This window comes from Ideonella alba, from assembly GCF_018069845.1.
Taxonomy (GTDB): Bacteria; Pseudomonadota; Gammaproteobacteria; order Burkholderiales; family Burkholderiaceae_C; genus Ideonella; species Ideonella alba.
Genome location: NZ_JAGQDD010000005.1, coordinates 142,715 through 162,181, shown reverse-complemented (window position 1 = coordinate 162,181; position 19,467 = coordinate 142,715). Strand labels below are relative to the sequence as shown.

The window sequence follows — 19,467 nt, the reverse complement described above, 5'->3', positions numbered from 1 at the left end:
TCCCGCCCATGTCCTGGTCCCCGCTCCTGCCTGCCGCCGCGCTGCTGTTCACCTGGGCCGCCCAGGCAGCGCCCCACCGCACCCAGCGCGCCGCCTCCCCTCCACCCGCTGCCGCGGTCAGCTATGCGGGACGCGAGGACGCCCAGGCCCTGGGCCGGGCGATCGCCGCCGCCCAGGGGCTGGACCCCGACTGGGTGCTGCGTGCGCTGGCCCAGGCACGCTTCCAGGCCAGCATCACGCGCCTGGTGATGCCGCCGCCGGCGGGCACGGCGAAGAACTGGTCGGCCTACCGGGCCCGCATGGTCGATGCCGCCCGCGCGACCGAGGGCCTGCGCTTCTGGCAGGCCAACGAACGCTGGCTGTCCCAGGCCGAAGCGCGCTGGGGCGTGCCGCCGGAGATGGTGGTGGCCATCGTCGGCATCGAAACCTATTACGGCCGCATCCGGGGCAACTTCCGGGTGCTGGATGCCCTGGCCACGCTGAGCCTGGACTTCCCCAGCGGCCGCTCCGACCGCAGCGGCTTCTACCGCGACGAGCTGGCGGCCTTCCTGACCTGGTGCCACGCCGAGCAGCGCGATCCCACCAGCGTCAAGGGCAGCTACGCTGGTGCGATCGGGCTGCCGCAGTTCATGCCCAGCAGCATCCGTCGTTACGCGATCGACGGCGACGGCGACGGCCACATCGACCTGGAGCACAACCCCGCCGATGTGGTCAGCAGTGTCGCCCGCTACTTTGCCGAGTTCGGCTGGGAGAAAGGCCTGCCCACCCACTACGGCGTGCAGGCGCCCACCGACACCAGCGCCCGCGCCACGCTGCTGGCACCCGACATCCAGCCCAGCTTCAGCGCCCAGCGCATGACCGAGCTGGGCGCGGTGCTCGACGAGGCGGCCCGCGCCCATGCCGGCCCGCTGGCCCTGGTCGAACTGCAGAACGGCGATGCCGCCCCCAGCTACGTGGCCGGCACGCGCAATTTCTGGGTGGTCACGCGCTACAACTGGTCCAGCTACTACGCCATGGCCGTGATCGACCTGGCGCGCGAGATCAAGCGCCTGCGGCCACCTCCGCCACAGCCTGTGGCGTCGGCCCCTCTACAATGAGGGTCACGCCGCTTCAGACAAGGTTCCACGGCCCATGTCCCGTCTGCCGGATCTCGCCGAACGCATCGAGCGACTCGTGCTGCGCCACGAGGAGCTGCAGCGAACGAACGAGCTGCTCGAACAGCAGCTCAAGGCCACGACCAGCGAGCGTGACAGCCTGAAGTCCCGCCTGGCGGCGGCGCGTGCGCGCATCGACGCCTTGCTCGAGCGCCTGCCCGCCGACCCGGCCCCGACCCGCGAGGCCGGCGAATGAAGCAGATCGAAGTCACCATCCTCGGCCAGAGCTACCTGCTGGGCTGCCCGGAGGGCGGCGAGGCGCTGCTGCAGCAGGCCGTCGCCACCGTCGACCAGGAGATGAGCGCGATCCGCGACGCCGGCCGGGTCAAGGCGCGCGAGCGCATGGCCGTGCTGGCCGCGCTGAACCTGGCCTACCGCCTCGCCGAGAAGCCGGCCGCCCGCCCGGCCGCCGCAGCCCCGTCAGACGCCAGCGGTGCCTCGCTCGACGAGACCGTGGTGCAGCGCCTGATCGAGCGCATCGACGGCTCGCTGGGCCACGACGGGCAATTGCTCTGAAATTCACGGGCTTCTCGGCCACGCAGCGGCCGACCAAGGCCTAGAATCAAGCCGTCCGCCACCTCCGCGTGGGTTTTATATTTCCTTGAACCGATGCTCTCGCGAGCCAGGGCTTGGAACATCGCTCGGCAGGTGTGATCGTCTCGCGTCAGATGAACCCGACGCCGTGCTGACCTCGCCCACCTGAATCCCCTGGGTTCAGGAATGCGGCCCACGGTTGGTGGTGGACACCTTTCCTCCCACGCCCCGCCCCCATGCCATCCTGCTGGCTGATGAAGATCGAGCCCGACGAGTGCTCGATCGACGATCTCGCGCGCCGCCCCGGCCAGTCCGTGCCCTGGACCGGCGTGCGCAACTACCAGGCGCGCAACTTCATGCGCGACGCGATGCGCCCGGGCGATGGCGTGCTGTACTACCACTCCTCCTGCGCCGAGCCGGGCATCGCCGGCCTGGCCGAGGTGGCCAGCGCACCCTACCCCGACGCCACGCAGTTCGACCCCGCCAGCCCGTACTTTGATGCCAAGGCCACGCCCGAGGCGCCACGCTGGGTGCATGTGGACGTGCGCTTCGTGCGCAAGACCCGGCTGCTGACGCTGGCCGAGCTGCGCGCCGAACCGCGCCTGGCCACGATGGAGCTGCTGCGCAAGGGCAGCCGCCTGTCGATCACCCCGGTCAGCGCCGCCGAGTGGGCGGTGGTGACGCAACTGCTGGACCGTTGATGGATCTGTCCCTGACCTTGATCGCCGAGCTGCTGGCCCTGGGCCTGGTGGCCGGGTTCCTGGCCGGCCTGCTGGGGGTGGGCGGCGGCATGATGATGGTGCCGTTCATGACCTTCATCCTGGGCCAGCGCGGCGTGCCGGCCGACGTGTCGGTGAAGATGGCCATCGCCACCTCGATGGCCACGATCATGTTCACCTCCATCTCCAGCGTGCGCGCCCACCACAAGAAGGGCTCGGTGCGCTGGGACCTGGTGCGCGGCATGGCACCGGGCATCGTGGCCGGCGGCCTGCTGGCCGGCGCCGGCGCGTTCGCGCTGATCAAGGGGCAGGCGCTGGCGCTGTGCTTCGCGCTCTTCGTGGGCTTCTCGGCCACGCAGATGCTGCGCAACCGACAGCCCAAGCCCAGCCGCCAGATGCCCGGGCCGCCGGGCCAGGGCGCGGCCGGCACCGGCATCGGCTTCCTGTCGGGTCTGGTCGGTGCCGGCGGCGCCTTTGTCAGCGTGCCCTTCATGACCTGGTGCAACGTGCCAATCCACCAGGCGGTGGGCACCAGCGCGGCGCTGGGCTTTCCGATCGCACTGGCCAACACCGTGGGCTATGTGGTGGGCGGCTGGAACCTGCCGCCGGCGCTGCCCGGTGCGCTGGGCCACCTCTACCTGCCGGCCTTGCTGGTGATTGCCAGCGCCAGCGTGACCATGGCGCCGCTGGGCGCGCGCGCCAGCCACGCGATGAACGTGGCGCAGCTCAAGCGGGTCTTTGCGGTGCTGCTCTACGGCCTGGCCAGCTACATGCTCTGGAAGGGCCTGACGGCTTGAGCGCCGCGCTCGATGCGCTGGTCATCGGCGCCGGCGCTGCGGGCCTGTTCTGCGCCGCCCAGGCCGGCCAGCGCGGCCTGAAGGTGCTGCTGGTCGACCACGCGCCCAAGCTGGCCGAGAAGATCCGCATCTCCGGCGGCGGCCGCTGCAACTTCACCAACCGCGAGGCCGGGCCGGCGAACTACCTGTCCGAGAACCCGCACTTCTGCCGCTCAGCGCTGGCGCGCTACCCGGCATCCGAGTTCATCGCGCTGGTGCAGCGCCACGGCATCGCCTTCCACGAGAAGCACAAGGGCCAGCTGTTCTGCGACCACTCGGCGCAGGACATCATCGAGCTGCTGCTGCGCGAATGCGCGGCGGGCGGCGTCGAGCGCTGGCAGCCCTGCGCAGTGCAGGCCGTGGAGCCGCTGGACGGCGCCTGGCGCGCCCGCACCGACCGCGGCGATGTGCTGGCCCGCCAGGTGGTCGTGGCCACCGGCGGCCTGCCGGTGCCCAAGATCGGCGCCAGCGACTGGGGCCTGCGCCTGGCCGAGCGCCTGGGCCACCGCCTGGTGGCGCCGCGCGAGGCGCTGGTGCCCTTGACCTTCGACGCCGCCAGCTGGGCACCCTTCGTGCCGCTGGCGGGCATCGCGCGACCGGTGGCCATCTCCACCGCCGTGCCAGGCAAGGGCAAGCGCTCGAACACGGTGAGTTTTCTCGAAGACCTGCTGTTCACCCACCGCGGCCTCAGCGGCCCGGCGGTGCTGCAGATCTCCAGCTTCTGGCGCCCTGGCCAGCCCCTCCAGATCGACCTGCTGCCCGGCACCGACCTGTTCGAGACCCTGCAGCAGCTCAAGCGGCAGTCGCGCCGCCAGCTGGGCAACGAACTGGCTGCGCTGCTGACCCAGCGCCTGGCCGACACCTGGCTGGCGTTGCAGGGCATCGCCGCCGACACGCCGATGCCGCAGGTGCCCGACGCCACGCTGCGCCGCCTGGCCGACAGCCTGCAGCACTGGACCCTCACGCCCAGTGGCACCGAGGGCTGGGCCAAGGCCGAGGTGATGGCCGGCGGGGTCGACACCCGCGACCTCAGCTCGCAGACGATGGAGAGCCGCCTGCACCCCGGCCTGTACTTCATCGGCGAGGTGGTCGACGTGACCGGCTGGCTGGGCGGCTACAACTTCCAGTGGGCCTGGGCCAGCGCCATGGCCTGCGCCGAGGCGATGGCCGCGCCGGCCTGATCAGGCGGGCATCAGGCGGGCATCAGGCCGGCATCAGGCGGCCGGCCTCGATGTGCAGCTGGCGTTCGCAGCGCGCCGCCAGCGCGCGGTCATGCGTCACCAGCACCAGCGTCGTCCCCGCCTCGCGGTTGAGCTCCAGCATCAGGTTCATCACCGACTCGCCGGTGGCGAAGTCCAGGCTGCCGGTGGGCTCGTCGGCCAGCAGCAGCTGTGGCCGCACGACGAAGGCCCGCGCCAGCGCCACGCGCTGCTGCTCGCCGCCCGACAGCACCTTGGGGTAGTGGCGCAGGCGCTGCGACAGGCCCACGCGGTCGAGCATCTCGGCCGCCTGCTCGCGCGCCCGCGCCGCACCGGCCAGCTCCAGCGGCAGCATCACGTTCTCCAGCGCGGTGCGGTTGGCCAGCAACTGGAAACTCTGGAAGACAAAGCCCAGCGAGCGCGCCCGCACCTCGGCGCGCGCGTCCTCGTCCAGCGCGAACAGGTCGGTGCCCGCCAGACGCACCGTGCCCTCGCTGGGCACGTCCAGGCCCGCCATCAAGGCCAGCAGCGTGCTCTTGCCCGAGCCCGAGGCGCCGACGATGGCGGCCGACTCCCGCGGCTGCAGGCTGAAGTCGATGTCGTGGAGAATCGTCAGCGTGCCAGTGGCGTCGGTGACGCGCTTGCTGACATGCTCCACAGCGATGATGGGTTCAGACATGAGCTTGGTTTCAAGGGCGCGGCGCGCCGGGCTGCTGGCAGGCCTGATCGCCTGCATCGGCGCCGACTGTAGCGCGGCCACCGCCGCCCCCACGGCAGCGCCGGTCTTGCTGGTCGTGGGCGACAGCCTGTCGGCCGAGTACGGCCTGGCGCGCGGCAGCGGCTGGGTGGCACTGCTGGCCGAGCGGCTGAAGGCCCAGAAGTCGCCGCTGCAGGTGGTCAACGCCAGCATCAGCGGCGACACCACCGCCGGCGGCCGCAGCCGGCTGCCCGGCCTGTTGGCGCAGCACAAGCCCGCGGTGGTGGTGATCGAGCTGGGCGGCAACGACGCGCTGCGCGGCCTGCCGGTGACCAGCACCCGAGACAACCTGATGGCGATGACCAGCGCCGCCCAGCAGGCCGGCGCCAAGGTGCTGCTGGTGGGCATGCAGGTGCCGCCCAACTACGGCCGCGCCTACACCGAGGAGTTCGCCCGCAGCTTCCAGGACGTGGCCCGCGAGCGCCGGGCCGGCCTGGTGCCCTTCCTGCTGGCCGGCGTGGCCGACCGGCCGGACGCCGAGGCCTGGTTCCAGAGCGACCGCATCCACCCGCTGGCCAAGGCGCATCCGCTGATGCTGGACAACGTCTGGCCGGCGCTGAAAACACTGCTGCCCCGCTGAGCGGGGCAGCGCGGACCGGGACGGCGCCGTTCAGCGTTCGTCGCGGTCGCGTCGGCCGTTGCCACGGCCTTCGGCGTCGCGCTGGCGCCCCGGGCGCTCGCCCTGCGGGCGCTCCGGCTGGGCGCGTTCCACCTGCGGGCGCTCGGCCGGCATGCGTTCGACGGGCGGGCGCTCGACCTGTGGACGCTCGACCTGCGGGCGAACCGGCACCGGACGCTCGGCGGGCAGCGTGCGGCTCGGCGGCACGGCCATCGGGCGCTCCACCTCGGCGGGGCGGGTGGCCGGGGCGGCCGGCGCCCGCGGCGCTTCCATCGGACGCACGGTGGGCTCGGCCGGGGGCAGCGTGCGGCTGGGCGGCGTGGCCACCGGGCGTTCCACCTCGGCGGGGCGGGCGGCCGGGGCGGCCGGTGCACGCGGGGCCTCCATCGGACGCACTGCCGGTTCGGCCGGCGGCAGCGTGCGGCTGGGCGGCGCCACCACGGCCGGGCTGCTGCGCACGGCGGGCGACGGGTTGGCCGGCTCGACGCGGGCGGGCGCCTCGGCGCGGCCGGGCGCTTCCGGCACCGCGATGCGCTGCGGGTAGTCGCGGCGGCTGTTGCCGTCGGCCTCGTTCTCGGGCCGTACCGCGGCACTGGGCAGCGTGCGCTGGGCCGGCGAACGCGGCTGGGCCAGGGCGGGCGAGGCGGTGGGCAGCACCCGCGGCGCCTGGACCGCGCCCTGCGGTGCCGGCGGCGTGACGGCCTGCCAGGACCGCGCCGGCTGGCTCTGCACCACCCGCTGCACCTGGACGTCGTCCAGACGGTGCTGCATCACCGCCACCGTCTGGCGCTGCTGCAGCGCGTTGGACGGCACCATGGTGACGCCCCCCGGCACGCCGCGGTTCGAGTACATCACCGGCTCACGCGGCGGCCGCGGCGGCACCGGCCGACCGTAGACGTAGGGGTGGTTGACATGCTCCAGGTAGCGCGGCGAGTACCGGTAGGCGGGGTAATAGACCTCGCGCGGCGCCAGCGGCACCCAGCCCACCTGCGGCCCGATGCCCACGCTGATGCTCACGCCGGGACTGCCCACCCAGGCCACCATCGCCGGGGCGTAGGCCGGACGGCGGATGTAGCGGCCCGGCGCCCAGCACCAGCGGCCGCCCCAGAACACCCAGCGACCATAGTGGAAGGGCGCGAAGCCCCAGGGCGCGTCATCCACCCAGGTCCAGCCCCAGGGCGAGACCCAGGCCCAGCGGCCGTAGCGGTACGGGGCCCAGCCGGCGACCACCGTGGTCGGCGTCCACAGCGCGCCGTATTCGGGGTGGTCGGCCCAGCGGCCGTAGCGGTCCAGGTCGTCGGCACCGGTCATTTCGGGCGACACATAGCGCGACTCGGCGCGGCGCTCCGGCGCCCACACCGGCTGCTGCAGCCAGGCGGCCAGGCCGTCGCCGGGCAGCGTGGACCAGCTGTAGTGGGTGCGACCATCCGAGGGGTCGAGCCAGAACTCGGCGCGCTGGCCGGCGCGCAGGTTCAGCTGCGCGTCGCGCGATTCAAAGGCCAACTCGCCGCTGGCCCCCACGCCGCCGTGGCTGCTGCGGCTGTCCTGGTCGATGCGGTAGGCGCCGGGCGACACCGGCAAGAAGCGGAAGTCGCCGGCGCGCAACTCGATCTCGCGCGCCACCTCGGGCTCCTGCACGCGCAGGCCCAGGCTGCCGGCCACCAGCATCAGCTCGATGCGGTCGTCGTCCAGGCGCAGCACCTGCAGCTCACTGCCGGTGCCCAGTTGCAGCGCGGTGGAGCCGATCTGCAGGTCCAGCCGGCCGTCGCGGTCGGTGGACAGGCGGTCGCCGCTGGTCAGCGGGCGGTTGCGCAGGCCGTCGATCCACTCGCCCTGCCCGGCCTCCTGCAGCCAGGCCCGGCCTTGGACGTCGGCCACGCGGCCGACGCGTCCCGGCGGGTCGTCCATGGCCTGGGCGGCCAGACCGGTCAGGGCCAGAACACCCACCGCCAGCCAACGGCTGGCCCGGGTGCGAACAATCAATTGCATGGACATGGTCATCAAGCCTCCAGGGACATCAACGCCCCCGGCGGCAGCGCGGCTGACAGCGTTGCGCCCCGTCACACTCAGTCGTCGGCGTCGTCCAGGCCGGGAAACAGCACGCTGGTGAAGCCCAGGCGGGTGAGGTCGCGCATGCGGGTGGGGTACAGGCGGCCGATCAGGTGGTCGCACTCGTGCTGCACGACGCGGGCGTGGAAGCCCTCGGCCTCGCGCTCGATCGGCCGGCCGGCGATGTCGACCCCGCTGTAGCGGATGCGCCGGTGGCGTGGCACCACGCCGCGCAGGCCGGGCACGCTGAGGCAGCCTTCCCAGCCCTCTTCCTCGTCCGGCGCGCCATCGGGCCCGGGCAGCGGCGTGATCACCGGGTTGAGCAGCACGGTGCGCGGCACCGCGGGCGCATCGGGGTAGCGCTCGCTGCGCTCGACACCGAAGATCACCAGCTGCAGGTCCACGCCGATCTGCGGCGCGGCCAGCCCGGCGCCGCGGGCGGCCGCCATGGTCTCTTCCATGTCGGCCACCAGCGCATGCAGTTCGGGCGTGTCAAAGGCGGTCACCGGCTGCGCCACGCGCAGCAGGCGCGGGTCGCCCATTCTCAGGATCTCTCGCACGGCCATCGTCAGGGCTCCTGTCCATCACCGGCCAGCAGCGCACGCAGGCCGGCCTCGTCGATCACCGGCACGCCCAGCTCGCGCGCCTTGTCCAGCTTGGAGCCGGCCTCCTCGCCGGCCACCACCCAGGTTGTCTTTTTCGAGACCGATCCGCTGACCTTGCCGCCGGCCGCCTCGATCAGGTCCTTGGCCTCGTCGCGGCCCAGCGTGGGCAGCGTGCCGGTCAGCACCAGCACCTTGCCCAGCAGCGGGCGCGGCGCGTCGCTGGCGGTGCCCTGCTCGTCGGGCCAGTGAACGCCAGCGGCGCGCAACTGCTCGACCACCTCGCGGTGCAGCGGCTGGTCGAAGAAATGGCGGATGCTCTCGGCCACGATCGGTCCGACATCGTTGACCTCCAGCAGTTCCTCCACCCGCGCGTCCATCAGCCGATCGATCGTGCCGAAGTGGCGCGCCAGGTCCTTGGCCGTGGCCTCGCCCACCTGGCGGATGCCCAGCGCGAACAGGAAGCGGCCCAGCGTGGTGGACTTGCTCTTCTCGATGCCGGCCAACAGGTTCTGCGCCGACTTCTCGCCCATTCGCTCCATCGCGGCCAGCGCGGTGAAGCCCAGCTTGTAGAGGTCAGGCACCGCCTGGACGATGCCGGCATCCACCAGCTGGTCGACCAGCTTGTCGCCCAGGCCCTCGATGTCCATCGCCCGGCGGCCGGCAAAGTGCAGCAGCGCCTGCTTGCGCTGCGCCGGGCAGGTCAGGCCGCCGGTGCAGCGCCAGTCGGCACTGCCCTCCTCGCGCTCGATCGGGCTGGCACACACCGGGCAGCGGCCCTGCAGGCGCTGGTACAGATCAAACGGCTCGCCCACATCAGCCGGACGGCGCTCCAGCACCACGCCCACCACCTCGGGGATCACGTCGCCGGCACGGCGCACGATCACGGTGTCGCCCACGCGCACGTCCTTGCGCCGGGCCTCGTCCTCGTTGTGCAGCGTGGCATTGCTGACGGTGGTGCCGCCCACGAACACCGGCTCGAGCTTGGCCACCGGGGTGAGCTTGCCGGTGCGGCCGACCTGGATGTCGATGTCCAGCAGACGCGTCATCTGCTCCTGCGCCGGGTACTTGTGCGCCACCGCCCAGCGCGGCTCGCGGGTGACGAAGCCCAGACGCTCCTGCAGCGCGCGGTCGTTGACCTTGTAGACCACGCCGTCGATGTCAAACGGCAGGCTGTCGCGCAGCGCGCCGATGCGCTGGTGGAAGGCCGACAGGCCGGCCGCGCCCTCGACCACCGCACGGTGCTCGCACACCGGCAGGCCCAGCGCCGCCAGGGCCTCCAGCAGGCCATGGTGGGTGGCGGGCACATCCCAGCCACGCACCTCACCCAGGCCGTAGGCGAAGAAGCTCAAGGGGCGCTTCGCGGCGATCGCCGGATCGAGCTGCCGCACCGCGCCAGCCGCGGCATTGCGCGGGTTGACGAAGGTCTTCTCGTTCCTGGCGCCGGCGGCAATCAGGCCGCGCTGGCGTTCATTGAGCGCCTCGAAGTCATCGCGGCGCATGTAGACCTCGCCGCGCACTTCCAGCACCTCGGGCTCGGCGTCCTGCAGGCGCAGGGGAATCTGGTTGACGGTGCGGATGTTCTGCGTGACGTCCTCGCCGGTTTCGCCATCACCCCGCGTGGCGGCCTGGACCAGCACGCCGCGCTCGTAGCGCAGGTTGATCGCCAGGCCGTCGAACTTCAGCTCGGCGGCATAGGCCACTGGCGGGGCCTCTTCGGGCAGCGCCAGCTCGCGCCGCACGCGGGCATCGAAGGCCTCGGCGCCGGCGGGCGTGGTGTCGGTCTCGGTGCGGATGCTGAGCATCGGCACCGCGTGGCGCACCGGCGCGAAGCCGTCAAGCACCCGGCCGATCACGCGCTGCGTGGGCGAGTCGGGCGTCAGCAGCTCGGGATGCTCCGCCTCCAGCGCCTGCAGCGCCTGGAACAGACGGTCGTATTCGGCGTCGGGAATCTCCGGCGCATCCAGCACGTAGTAGCGGTGGGCGTGGTGGTGCAGCTGCGCGCGCAGCGCAGCCGCCTGCTCGGCGGGGCTGGGGCCGAAAAGATCAGGCGTCTGGGACATGGCTGCGAGTGTACGCAGCCGATCGCCTCATCGCAGGCTCGCCACGTAGGCGGCAACGGCCTGGATCTGCGCGTCGCTCATCATCTTCGTGTTGGCCGCCATCACCGGCTCCAGCCGCTCGCCGGTGCCGTCGCGGTAGCGCTTCAGGCTCTTGACGACGTAGCCAGGCTGCTGGCCGGCCAGGCGCGGCACGGTGGCATCACCCCGGGCCTGCTCGCCATGGCAGCGAAAGCACACCTTGCCGTAGTAGGCGCGGCCCTCGGCCACCTGGGCGGCGGGCGCTGGCGGCGCGCTGGGCTGCATGGTCTGGGCGGCCAGATAGGCCACCGCATCGGCGCGCTCGGCCGGGCTCATGGCCTTGATCAGGCCGCTCATGAACGGGTCCTTGCGGCGGCCGTCGATGAAGCGCCGCATCTGCTCGTCCAGGTAGGCCGGGTTCTGGCCCGCCAGGTTGGGAATCTCCGGCGCCGTGGAATTGCCGTTGGCGCCATGGCAGTTGGCGCAGAAGCCGATCAGCCGGGCACCGCGCTCCAGGGCCTTGGCGTCGGGCGCAGGGGTCTGGCCCGGGGCCGAGGCAGCGGCCAGGCAGGCGAACAGACCCAGGGCGCAGCGCCGCAGCGCGCGCGTGTCCCAACGACTCATGCAGGCCTCCGTACGGGCAGGCAATGTGGATGGGCGATGATACCGGCAGCCCTGGCTGCCACCGGCCAGCCGCGCGCAGCGGCTCTGCGCGGCGTCAACTGAACAGTCGTCGCGCGGCCAGGCTGCCGGCGGCCAGGTCGCGGGACTCCAGCGCGCGGTACAGGCGCAGCAGTTCGGCGCCGATGGCGGCGAACGCGTGCAGCGTGATCGGCTGGCCCTGGTCGTCCACCAGCGTGGCGTCCAGATCGTCAGCCAGGCGACGCGCCTGTTCCTGCCAGGCGGAGAAGGGCTCGGCGGCCTCGGGGGTCTGCGGCACGTCCAGGCTCAGCGTGACTTCGCGCAGCGCCGCCTCACCCGGATCCTCGGCCAGCGCGGCCTGGTGGTCGAAGGCCAGCACCAGCACCGGCGGCGCGCCTTCCTCGGTCGACGGCAGCACCAGCCGACCCGGCACCACGCCGGGCACGAAGCCATGGCGGCCGGCGCACTGCTGCAGGTAGCCCACGCTCCAGGCCACCGAGTTGGCGCGCAGCACCGCGGTCAGCTGGGCATCGTGGGCGCTGGAGAACGCGTCCAGCTCGCGGGCGCGTGCGACGGCATCGAGCATGTCGGGGAAATCGGGCATCGCGCCCACAGCATCGGCAAAGGCCTGCACCTTCTGCACGAACTCGGAGTACTCGATCTCGTTGAGGGCGCCATGCCGGTTGGCCAGTTGCACCGCGGCCTGGAACTCGGTGTAGCGGTGACCGGCCTGGGGCTGTTCCCAGTCACCGGTCTCGCTGTCCAGACCTTCGATGTGAAAGGGCTTGGAGCCGGCGCGGCGCGTGGTGGGCAGGTGCTGCAGCGCCAACTCGCCGCTGATGGGGGTTTCCGGTGCGACGGTGGCGATGGCGTCGATCAGCGCATCGATGCGTGCCGCACGCCGCGTGGCCACCGCGGTGCGCACCGGGTCGGGCAGGCCGACCACCGGCTCGCCGTCGATCGTGGCCGGTGCGGGGTCGACGCCCCCCAGCGTGGGCTCCAGCCGGTGTGCGGGCTCGGCGTTGTCCACCACCTGCGGCTGGCGCGGCCCGGCGCGGCGCGTCGTCCAGGCGCCATGCACCACCACGCCCAGCAACACCACGCCGGCCAGGATGGCCAGTGCCACGGTCAGACTCATTGTTCGACGACTCCTGTCATCCCTCGACCATGCCGACGGCGGCTTCCATGTCCACCGCGACGATGCGCGACACGCCCTGTTCCTGCATCGTCACGCCGATCAGCTGCTCGGCCATCTCCATCGCGATCTTGTTGTGCGAGATGAACAGGAACTGCGTGCCCTTGGACATCTCGCTGACCAGGCGCGCGTAGCGCTCGGTGTTGGCGTCGTCCAGCGGCGCGTCCACCTCATCGAGCAGGCAGAACGGCGCCGGGTTGAGCAGGAAGATCGCGAACACCAGCGCGATCGCGGTGAGCGCCTTCTCGCCACCCGACAGCAGATGGATGGTGCTGTTCTTCTTGCCCGGCGGCTGCGCCATCACCTGCACGCCGGCGTCAAGCACCTCGTCGCCGGTCATGATCAGCCTGGCCTGGCCACCGCCGAAGAGGCTGGGGAACATGCGTCCGAAGCCCTCGTTGACCAGGTTGAAGGTGGTCATCAGCAGGTCGCGGGTTTCCAGGTCGATCTTGTGGATCGCGTCTTCCAGCGTGGTGATGGCGTCGATCAGGTCGGCGTTCTGCGCATCGAGGAAAGTCTTGCGCTCACGCGCCGCCGTCAGCTCGTCCAGTGCCGCCAGGTTGACCGCGCCCAGGCCCGCGATCTCGCGGTTGATGCGGTCGATCTCGCCCTGCAGGCCCCACAGCTTGACGTTGTGGTCCGCGATGCTCTGGGCCAAGGCGGCCAGGTCCACCTCGGCTGCGGTGAGCTGCTCCAGGTACTGGGCACCACCCAGGCTGGCGGCCTGCTGCTCCAGCTGCAGCTTGGTGATCTGCTCACGCAGCGGGTCCAGGCTGCGCTCGAACTGCAGCCGCTGCTCGTCGGCAGCGCGCAGCTTGGCGCTGAGCTCGTCGTACTCGCTGCGGGCGGCGCCCAGGATCTCGGCCTTCTCGGCCTGCAGCGCCAGCGCGTCCTGCAGCCCGGCCTGCGCGGCCTGGTCGTCGAACGCGCCCAGCTCCAGCTGCAGTTGCTCGCCGGCCTGCTCGTTGGCGCGCACCTGCTGCGCGGCGGTCTCGACCTGGCGCTGCAGCTCACCGCGCCGCGCCGACAGCGCCCGCGCCTGGAACTGCGCCTCCTGCGCCTGGCGCTCCAGCGCGCGCAGCTGCTCGCGCGCACCGGCCAGCCGGCGCTCGGCGGCGATCACGTCCTCCTCCAGCTGGGCATGGCGCTCCTGCGTCTCGGCCAGCTGAAGGTCGAGTTCCTCGAAGCGGCCCTCGCCGGTGGCGCGGCGCTCGGCCAGCTCCTCCATCTGCGCATCGACCTCGGCCAGTTCCTCGTCGAGTTGCCCACGGCGGGCCGACGAGGCCTCGGCCTGCTGCGACAGGCGCAGCAGTTCAACCTGCAGCTGGTGGGCACGGGTCTGCGCGTCGGTGGCCTCGCGGCGGGCCTGGGCCAGGCGGCTGGAGGCCTCGGTGAACGCCGCCTCGACGCGGACCAGCCCGGTGCGGGCCTCGTCGGCCAGCAGGTGCTGGGCGCGCGATTCACGCTCCAGGTTCTCGATCTCCTGCGCCCGCGCCAGCAGCCCGGCCTGCTCGGAGTCGGGGGCGTAGAAGCCCACCGCGAACTGCGAGACCGCATGGCCTTCGCGGGTCATGATGACCTCGCCGTGGGTCAGCTGGCCGCGCTGGGCCAGCGCGGTGTCCAGGCTGTCGGCGGTGTAGACGCCCTCCAGCCAGTCGTTCAGCAATGCCTTCAGGCCGGCGTCGTTCAGGCGCAGCAGATCGGACAGCCGCGGCAGTGTCTGGTGGGTGTTCTGAATGCCGGCAGCCGGCGGCGAGTAGAAGGCCAGCTTGGCCGGCGGCGCATCGGCGGCGAAGGCGCGCACGATGTCCAGTCGGCCCACGGCCAGCGCGTTCATGCGCTCGCGCAGCGCCGATTCCAGCGCCACTTCCCAGCCCGCTTCGATGTGGATCTTCGTCCACAGACCGGCCAGGCCGTCCAGACCATGCTTGGCCAGCCAGGGCTTCAGCTTGCCCTCGGTCTGCACCTTTTCCTGCAGCGCACGCAGCGCGTCCAGGCGCGCGCTCAGGTCGGCCTGGCGGGCCGATTCGCGGTTGACCAGCTCCTGCTGGGCGCGTCGGCGCTCGTCGAGCTGCGGGACCTCGTCGCCCAGGGCCTGGGCGCGGGCCTCGGCCTCGGCCTGCACCTCGTCGGCGGCGGCGCTGTCCTCGCGCAGCGCGGCCAGCTTGTCCAGATCGGGCGAGGCCAGGCCCTGGCGCTCGGCAGCCAGGCGCTCGCGGCGGCTGCGCAGCCCCTTCATCTGCTCGTCGATGTTGCGGCTCTCGGCGGCCAGCAGCTGGATCTGCTGCTGCACCTGGGCCACCTGCTGGCGCTGCTGGTTGGCGTGGGCCTGGGCCGCGCGCACCGCATCCTCGTGGGTGGGCGCGTTCAGCGATTCTTCCTCGGCCTGCGCGGCCAGCACCTCGGCCTGTTCCTCGGCGGCCAGGATCTGCTCGGCGATCGATTCCAGCTCGGCCTCGGCCTCGGTGCGGCGCTCGCTCCACTGGGCGTTCTGCGCGACCAGCTCGGCCAGTCGTGCCTGGGCACGCTGGCGGCCTTCAACGACGTAGCGGATGCGCTCTTCCAGCCGGCTGACTTCCAGTTGGGCCTGGGCCAGGTCGCCCTGCCGCGCATGCAGCGCGTCACTGGCGGCGTAGTGGGCCTGGCGGATGGTTTCGAGTTCGGCCTCGACATGGCGCAGCTCAGCCAGGCGCGATTCCAGCGCGTTCGTGGCTTCCAGCGCGGCCAGCTTGACGCGTTCCTCCTCGGCCGCGGCATCGCGGTGCTTGAGGAACCACAGCTGGTGCAGCTTCAGCGTGCCCTGCTCCTGCAGGCCGCGGTACTGCGCGGCCACCTCGGCCTGGCGCTCGAGCTTGTCGAGGTTGCTGCCCAGCTCGCGCAGGATGTCTTCGACCCGCGTGAGGTTCTCGCGGGTGTCCTTCAGCCGGTTCTCGGTCTCGCGGCGGCGCTCCTTGTACTTGGAGACACCCGCGGCCTCTTCCAGGAACAGCCGCAGTTCCTCAGGCTTGGATTCGATGATGCGGCTGATCGTGCCCTGGCCAATGATGGCGTAGGCGCGCGGGCCCAGGCCGGTGCCCAGGAACACGTCCTGCACATCGCGCCGGCGCACCGGCTGGTTGTTGATGTAGTAGCTGCTGGCGCCGTCGCGGGTGAGCACGCGCTTGACGGCGATCTCGCTGTACTGGTTCCAGCTGCCGCCGGCGCGGCCATCCTCGTTGCTGAAGACCAGCTCCACGCTGGCGCGGCTGGCGGGCTTGCGGTTGCCCGAGCCGTTGAAGATGACGTCCTGCATGGACTCGCCACGCAGCTCGCTGGCCTTGCTTTCGCCCAGCACCCAGCGCACCGCGTCCATGATGTTGGACTTGCCGCAGCCGTTGGGCCCCACCACGCCCACGCGCTGGCCCGGCAACTGGAAGGTGGTCGGCTCGGCGAACGACTTGAAGCCGGAGAGCTTGATCTGGTTGAGCCGCATGAAACAAGACGTGAACGGCAGGCCGGCCGGCCTCGCCATGCAAGCCCTGGCAGCGACCGAGCCGTCGCTCTAAGTCATTGATTTATTTAGACAATTCAACCACCGCGGGGTGGCCCGGAAGGCCCGGATGATACCACCGCGGGCCGCCGCGCCGGGCGGCCCGCAGCCCGCGTGCTCAGGCGATCAGCCGCAGCGGCGCGATCGCCGCGCTGTCCGGGAACACCACCTGCGCCAAGGCCTGGGTGGACAGGCGCATGTGGTCGGCCAGCACGCCCTTGAAGACGGCGCGCAGGTCGGTGGTGGGGCGCAGGTCGCGCCGCTCGTGCAACTGGGCCGGGGCCAGACCGGGCCAGTCGGTCAGCACGCGGCCGCCGCGCACGGCGCCACCCAGCACGAAGGCCGCGCTGGCGGTGCCGTGGTCGGTGCCCTGGGTGCCATTGGTGGCCACGGTGCGGCCGAACTCGGTGGCGGCCACCACCACCGTGCGCCGCCAGGCCGAGGAGGCCTGCAGCGTCTCGCGCAACTGCCCCAGGCCGGCATCCAGCACGCTGAAGTTGTGCGCCAGGCGCCCGGTGGGCGACACCGCGTTCGTGTGCGAATCCCAGCCGCCCAGCTCCAGCACCGCGATCTGCGGGCCGTTGGGCTGCGACAGGAACTCGGCCGCGCGTTTGGCCAGGTTGCGGAAGGCGTCGTGCCCGCCCTTGCGCGGGTCGACCGAGGCCATGCTGCCGCCCTGGTCGTCACGCAGCGATTGCGCCCGCGACAGGGCGGTGAGCAGTTCCTTGTCGTCGGCGTACAGCATCCGCAGCCGCTCGAGCAACTCGGTGGGCGGGTCGGGCAATGCCGACGGCGCCCAGGTGTCCACGCCCGGCGAGCCGCGCAGCACCAGCGGCACGGCATTGGCAATCGCCAGGCCCTTGCGCAGGCCGCCCACCTTCAGCGCGCGGCCCAGCCAGCCGTCACGCAGCGTGTAGGGCTGCAAGCCGCCCGATTCCAGCAACTGCTGGCCATCGAAGTGCGAGCGTTCGCGGTAGGCCTGGGCCACCGCGTGGACCACCGTCAGCTCGCCCGCCTTGTAGGCCTCATGCAGCTTGCCCAGTTCGGGGTGCAGCGCAAAGCCCTGCTCCAGCGGCAGCGTCGGCCGGCCGTACTGGGCCATCGGCCCGCGGGCCGAGGCGAAATCGGGGTCGCCCAGTGCCGGCACCGCGGCCAGGCCGTCCATCCCGCCGCGCAGGATGACGAACACCATGCGCGGGTCCTCGGGTCCGGCCGCGCCGGCCATCACCAGGCGCGGCACGGCCATCGTGGAGGCCAGCGCAGCCACGCCCCCGAGCCAGCGGCGGCGGGACAGGTTGTTCAGCGGCAGATCGTCGTGGTTCATCTGTGTACTCCTCAGCGGCGCTGGATCTCGGGGGCCAGCAACAGCATGGTCAAGGCCTGCTCGCCATCGGCCGCCTGGCTGATCTGGCGGGCGGTGCGCTCGGACAGCCCCTCGCCCAGCGCCTGCCGGGCGATGGCGCGTGCATCCTGATGGCCGCCCAGGCGGCGCGACAGCTGCTGGGCCCATTCCACGCGGGTCCACATCGCCTCGGGCCCCAGCCACTCCTCGGAGCGCTCGGGCCAGCCGGCCGGCGACGGCGCGGACTGCACCTCCTGGCCCATGCCGACGATGCCGGCATCAGCCGCCACCGCCACCGACTCGCCGGTCTGGCCCAGCATGCGCAGGCTGCAGACCGCGAACTCTTCCGGCGTGCGCAGCTTGGCGGCCGTGCTCACCCACGCCTCGGGCGCGGTGACCATGGCCTGCGTGACCTGGGTCAGCTGACCGCCGCTGCGCTGCCAGGCGCTGACCATGCGCTCGACCAGCGCCGGCGGCGGCTCGTCGGCGACGAAGTGCCTGGCCATGCGCGCGCAGACGTGGCGCGCCGTGGCCGGGTGGGTGGCCAGCATGTGCAGCGCCTCGTCCAGCGCGCCGGGGCCTTCGGGCAGGCTGCGGCCCATCACCTGCTTGCTGCCCGGTTCGTGCCAGCTGGCGTCGAAGAGCGGCCGCGCGCGCTGGCCGGGCACGTCCTGCGGTGGCCGCCAGCCGGTGAGCACCGCGGCCATCGCGGTGACATCGGCCTGGCTGTAGGCGGCGCTGCCATCGTTGCGCGCCACCCCCAGGGTATGCAGTTCCATCAGCTCGCGCGCCAGGTTCTCGTTCAGGCCGCGGACCTTGTCGACGTTCTTGTCGGTGCGGTAGCCGCCCCGGGCCCGCTGCACGTGCGGCGAATTGGGACCGGCCGAGTGCTGGTTGTCCAGGTACTGCAGCATCGCCGGGTGGGTGGTGCTGGCGCGCAGCATGGCCTCGAAGGTGCCGGCAATGTGCGGGCGGATCGCGTCACGCTCGAAGCTGCCCACCAGGCCCCGCGCCTTGCCCTTGGCCGCCGAGACGGTGAAGTGGTTGGCCCAGAACCACACCAGGTGCTCGGCGAAGGGTCGCCCGGTGCCCAGTGCGGTGCGCAGCCGGATGTAGCGGTCGTCGCGGGTGGCCTGGTTCAGGTCCACGCTGTCCTTGCCGGCATCCGAGGCACGGATGACCTTCTTGGCGGCCTTGGTCGGGCCCATGTTGGGGTCGGCGCCGTCGGGCGCCATGGCCATCTGGCCGGGGTCCTGCGCGGCCGCTTTCCTGCTGCGCTTGAGCTCGCGGGCCAGCTTGTGCACGCGGTGACGGTCGGCCAGCACGTCCTCGGCGTTGCGCACCGCGCGGGCAGGCGGGTCGGCCGGGCCGACCTGGGACAGCAACCAGCCCCGCGGGTCGGCGCCGACGGCCTCCAGCGAGGCCTCGCCCAGGCCGAAGCGAAAAGCGGCGATGTAGGCATCACGGGTGGTGGGCATGCAGTCGATCCTCCGATGTCTCAGACGGCGCCGGGGTCAGTGTGGTTGACCGCGCGCCAGGTCAAGTTTTGCAAAGCCGCCGGGCGGCGTCCGTCAGCAGAGGTGTCGCCGCCCTTCGATGAATCTAAGTCCTTGATTTATTTGAACTAATCAAGCACCCCTGAGCCCTTGCCGGGTAGCGGCGATGGTAGCATTCGCACTTTCCCTGACCGATCACGACCGTTCACCATGGCCCGCACCGCCGCCACCCCGAAGAAGCCCGCCCGCAGCGCCGAGGCCACCGCACCGCAGCAGCGCCCGCTGCCGCCGAACCCGCCCAGCGCGCCCAGCAAGGAACTGCACGTCTTTCCCAACCCGGCGCCGGAGCGCGACTATGTGATCCAGTTCCAGGTGCCCGAGTTCACCTGCCACTGCCCGCTGACCGGCCAGCCGGACTTCGCGCACTTCACGATCGACATGGTGGCCGACCAGCTCTGCGTGGAGCTCAAGAGCCTGAAGATGTACATGTGGAGCTTCCGCCATGAAGGCGCCTTCCACGAGAAGGTGACCAACGACATCCTGTCCAAGATCGTGGCCACCACGAAGCCGCGCTACGCGCGCATCACCGCGCGCTGGTATGTGCGCGGGGGCATCTACACCAACGTCATCGCCGAACACCGCAAGAAGGGCTGGAAGGGCGACGCGGTCGTTCCCGCGCCGCACCTGCCGACGGCCACCGGCCTCTGAGCCGC

General features: G+C 71.8%; 17 protein-coding genes. 8 read left to right on the top strand and 9 right to left on the bottom strand.

Annotated features, from left to right (window positions below):
• Positions 1-8: 8 nt before the first annotated feature.
• The 6 genes from mltB to KAK03_RS09690 all read left to right on the top strand — a co-directional run bounded on the left by mltB (position 9) and on the right by KAK03_RS09690 (position 4,424).
• On the top strand, positions 9-1,097 hold the full coding sequence (gene mltB / locus KAK03_RS09715) for a lytic murein transglycosylase B (protein WP_210853766.1): 1,089 nt from the start codon (positions 9-11) through the stop codon (positions 1,095-1,097).
• A gap of 34 nt (positions 1,098-1,131) precedes the next feature.
• Positions 1,132-1,350, top strand: coding sequence for a DUF904 domain-containing protein (locus KAK03_RS09710; RefSeq protein ID WP_210853765.1), 219 nt, complete (start codon positions 1,132-1,134; stop codon positions 1,348-1,350).
• Positions 1,347-1,670 (top strand): cell division protein ZapA, encoded by a 324-nt coding sequence (locus KAK03_RS09705; protein ID WP_210853764.1) that lies wholly within the window; start codon positions 1,347-1,349, stop codon positions 1,668-1,670. Before KAK03_RS09710 ends, KAK03_RS09705 begins: the two co-directional genes overlap by 4 nt.
• 272 nt (positions 1,671-1,942) lie before the next feature.
• Positions 1,943-2,389 (top strand): EVE domain-containing protein, encoded by a 447-nt coding sequence (locus KAK03_RS09700; RefSeq protein ID WP_210853763.1) that lies wholly within the window; start codon positions 1,943-1,945, stop codon positions 2,387-2,389.
• Entirely contained in the window at positions 2,389-3,204 is an 816-nt protein-coding gene (locus tag KAK03_RS09695) for a sulfite exporter TauE/SafE family protein (RefSeq protein WP_210853762.1), read from the top strand. Before KAK03_RS09700 ends, KAK03_RS09695 begins: the two co-directional genes overlap by 1 nt.
• Positions 3,201-4,424 carry a BaiN/RdsA family NAD(P)/FAD-dependent oxidoreductase gene (locus tag KAK03_RS09690; protein ID WP_210853761.1) on the top strand — a complete coding sequence of 408 codons (1,224 nt, stop codon included), beginning with the start codon at positions 3,201-3,203 and terminating at the stop codon, positions 4,422-4,424. The genes KAK03_RS09695 and KAK03_RS09690 overlap by 4 nt, the downstream gene beginning before the upstream one ends.
• A gap of 22 nt (positions 4,425-4,446) precedes the next feature.
• On the opposite strand, the gene KAK03_RS09685 is transcribed toward KAK03_RS09690, so the two are convergent.
• Positions 4,447-5,121, bottom strand: coding sequence for an ABC transporter ATP-binding protein (locus KAK03_RS09685; RefSeq protein WP_210853760.1), 675 nt, complete (start codon positions 5,119-5,121; stop codon positions 4,447-4,449).
• Between KAK03_RS09685 and KAK03_RS09680 the strand changes: the two genes are divergently transcribed.
• Positions 5,120-5,779 (top strand): arylesterase, encoded by a 660-nt coding sequence (locus tag KAK03_RS09680; RefSeq protein WP_210853759.1) that lies wholly within the window; start codon positions 5,120-5,122, stop codon positions 5,777-5,779. The genes KAK03_RS09685 and KAK03_RS09680 overlap by 2 nt on opposite strands.
• 30 nt (positions 5,780-5,809) lie before the next feature.
• Here KAK03_RS09680 and KAK03_RS09675 read toward each other — a convergent pair whose 3' ends face one another.
• From KAK03_RS09675 to KAK03_RS09640, 8 genes are all read right to left on the bottom strand, one after another.
• Positions 5,810-7,807: a DUF6600 domain-containing protein gene (locus tag KAK03_RS09675; protein ID WP_210853758.1), complete on the bottom strand. Its 1,998-nt coding sequence runs from the start codon at positions 7,805-7,807 to the stop codon at positions 5,810-5,812.
• 77 nt (positions 7,808-7,884) lie between these two features.
• A complete protein-coding gene (gene def / locus KAK03_RS09670; protein ID WP_210853757.1) occupies positions 7,885-8,433 on the bottom strand; it encodes a peptide deformylase in 549 nt (182 codons plus the stop codon).
• 2 nt (positions 8,434-8,435) lie between these two features.
• Entirely contained in the window at positions 8,436-10,532 is a 2,097-nt protein-coding gene (gene ligA, locus KAK03_RS09665; protein WP_210853756.1) for an NAD-dependent DNA ligase LigA, read from the bottom strand.
• A gap of 27 nt (positions 10,533-10,559) precedes the next feature.
• The gene (locus KAK03_RS09660) at positions 10,560-11,174 is read right to left on the bottom strand and encodes a c-type cytochrome (RefSeq protein WP_210853755.1); all 615 of its coding nucleotides are present in this window, start codon (positions 11,172-11,174) and stop codon (positions 10,560-10,562) included.
• A 94-nt stretch (positions 11,175-11,268) separates the two neighbouring features.
• A complete protein-coding gene (locus tag KAK03_RS09655) occupies positions 11,269-12,330 on the bottom strand; it encodes a cell division protein ZipA C-terminal FtsZ-binding domain-containing protein (RefSeq protein ID WP_210853754.1) in 1,062 nt (353 codons plus the stop codon).
• A gap of 16 nt (positions 12,331-12,346) precedes the next feature.
• Complete coding sequence (smc, locus tag KAK03_RS09650) at positions 12,347-15,859, bottom strand: chromosome segregation protein SMC (RefSeq protein ID WP_210853753.1); 3,513 nt, start codon at positions 15,857-15,859, stop codon at positions 12,347-12,349.
• Positions 15,860-16,034: 175 nt separating this feature from the next.
• On the bottom strand, positions 16,035-17,240 hold the full coding sequence (locus KAK03_RS09645; protein WP_210853752.1) for a DUF1501 domain-containing protein: 1,206 nt from the start codon (positions 17,238-17,240) through the stop codon (positions 16,035-16,037).
• An 11-nt stretch (positions 17,241-17,251) separates the two neighbouring features.
• On the bottom strand, positions 17,252-18,736 hold the full coding sequence (locus tag KAK03_RS09640; protein WP_210853751.1) for a DUF1800 domain-containing protein: 1,485 nt from the start codon (positions 18,734-18,736) through the stop codon (positions 17,252-17,254).
• Between the two features lie 228 nt (positions 18,737-18,964).
• Between KAK03_RS09640 and queF the strand changes: the two genes are divergently transcribed.
• Positions 18,965-19,462 (top strand): preQ(1) synthase, encoded by a 498-nt coding sequence (gene queF / locus KAK03_RS09635; RefSeq protein WP_210853750.1) that lies wholly within the window; start codon positions 18,965-18,967, stop codon positions 19,460-19,462.
• Positions 19,463-19,467 lie beyond the last annotated feature (5 nt).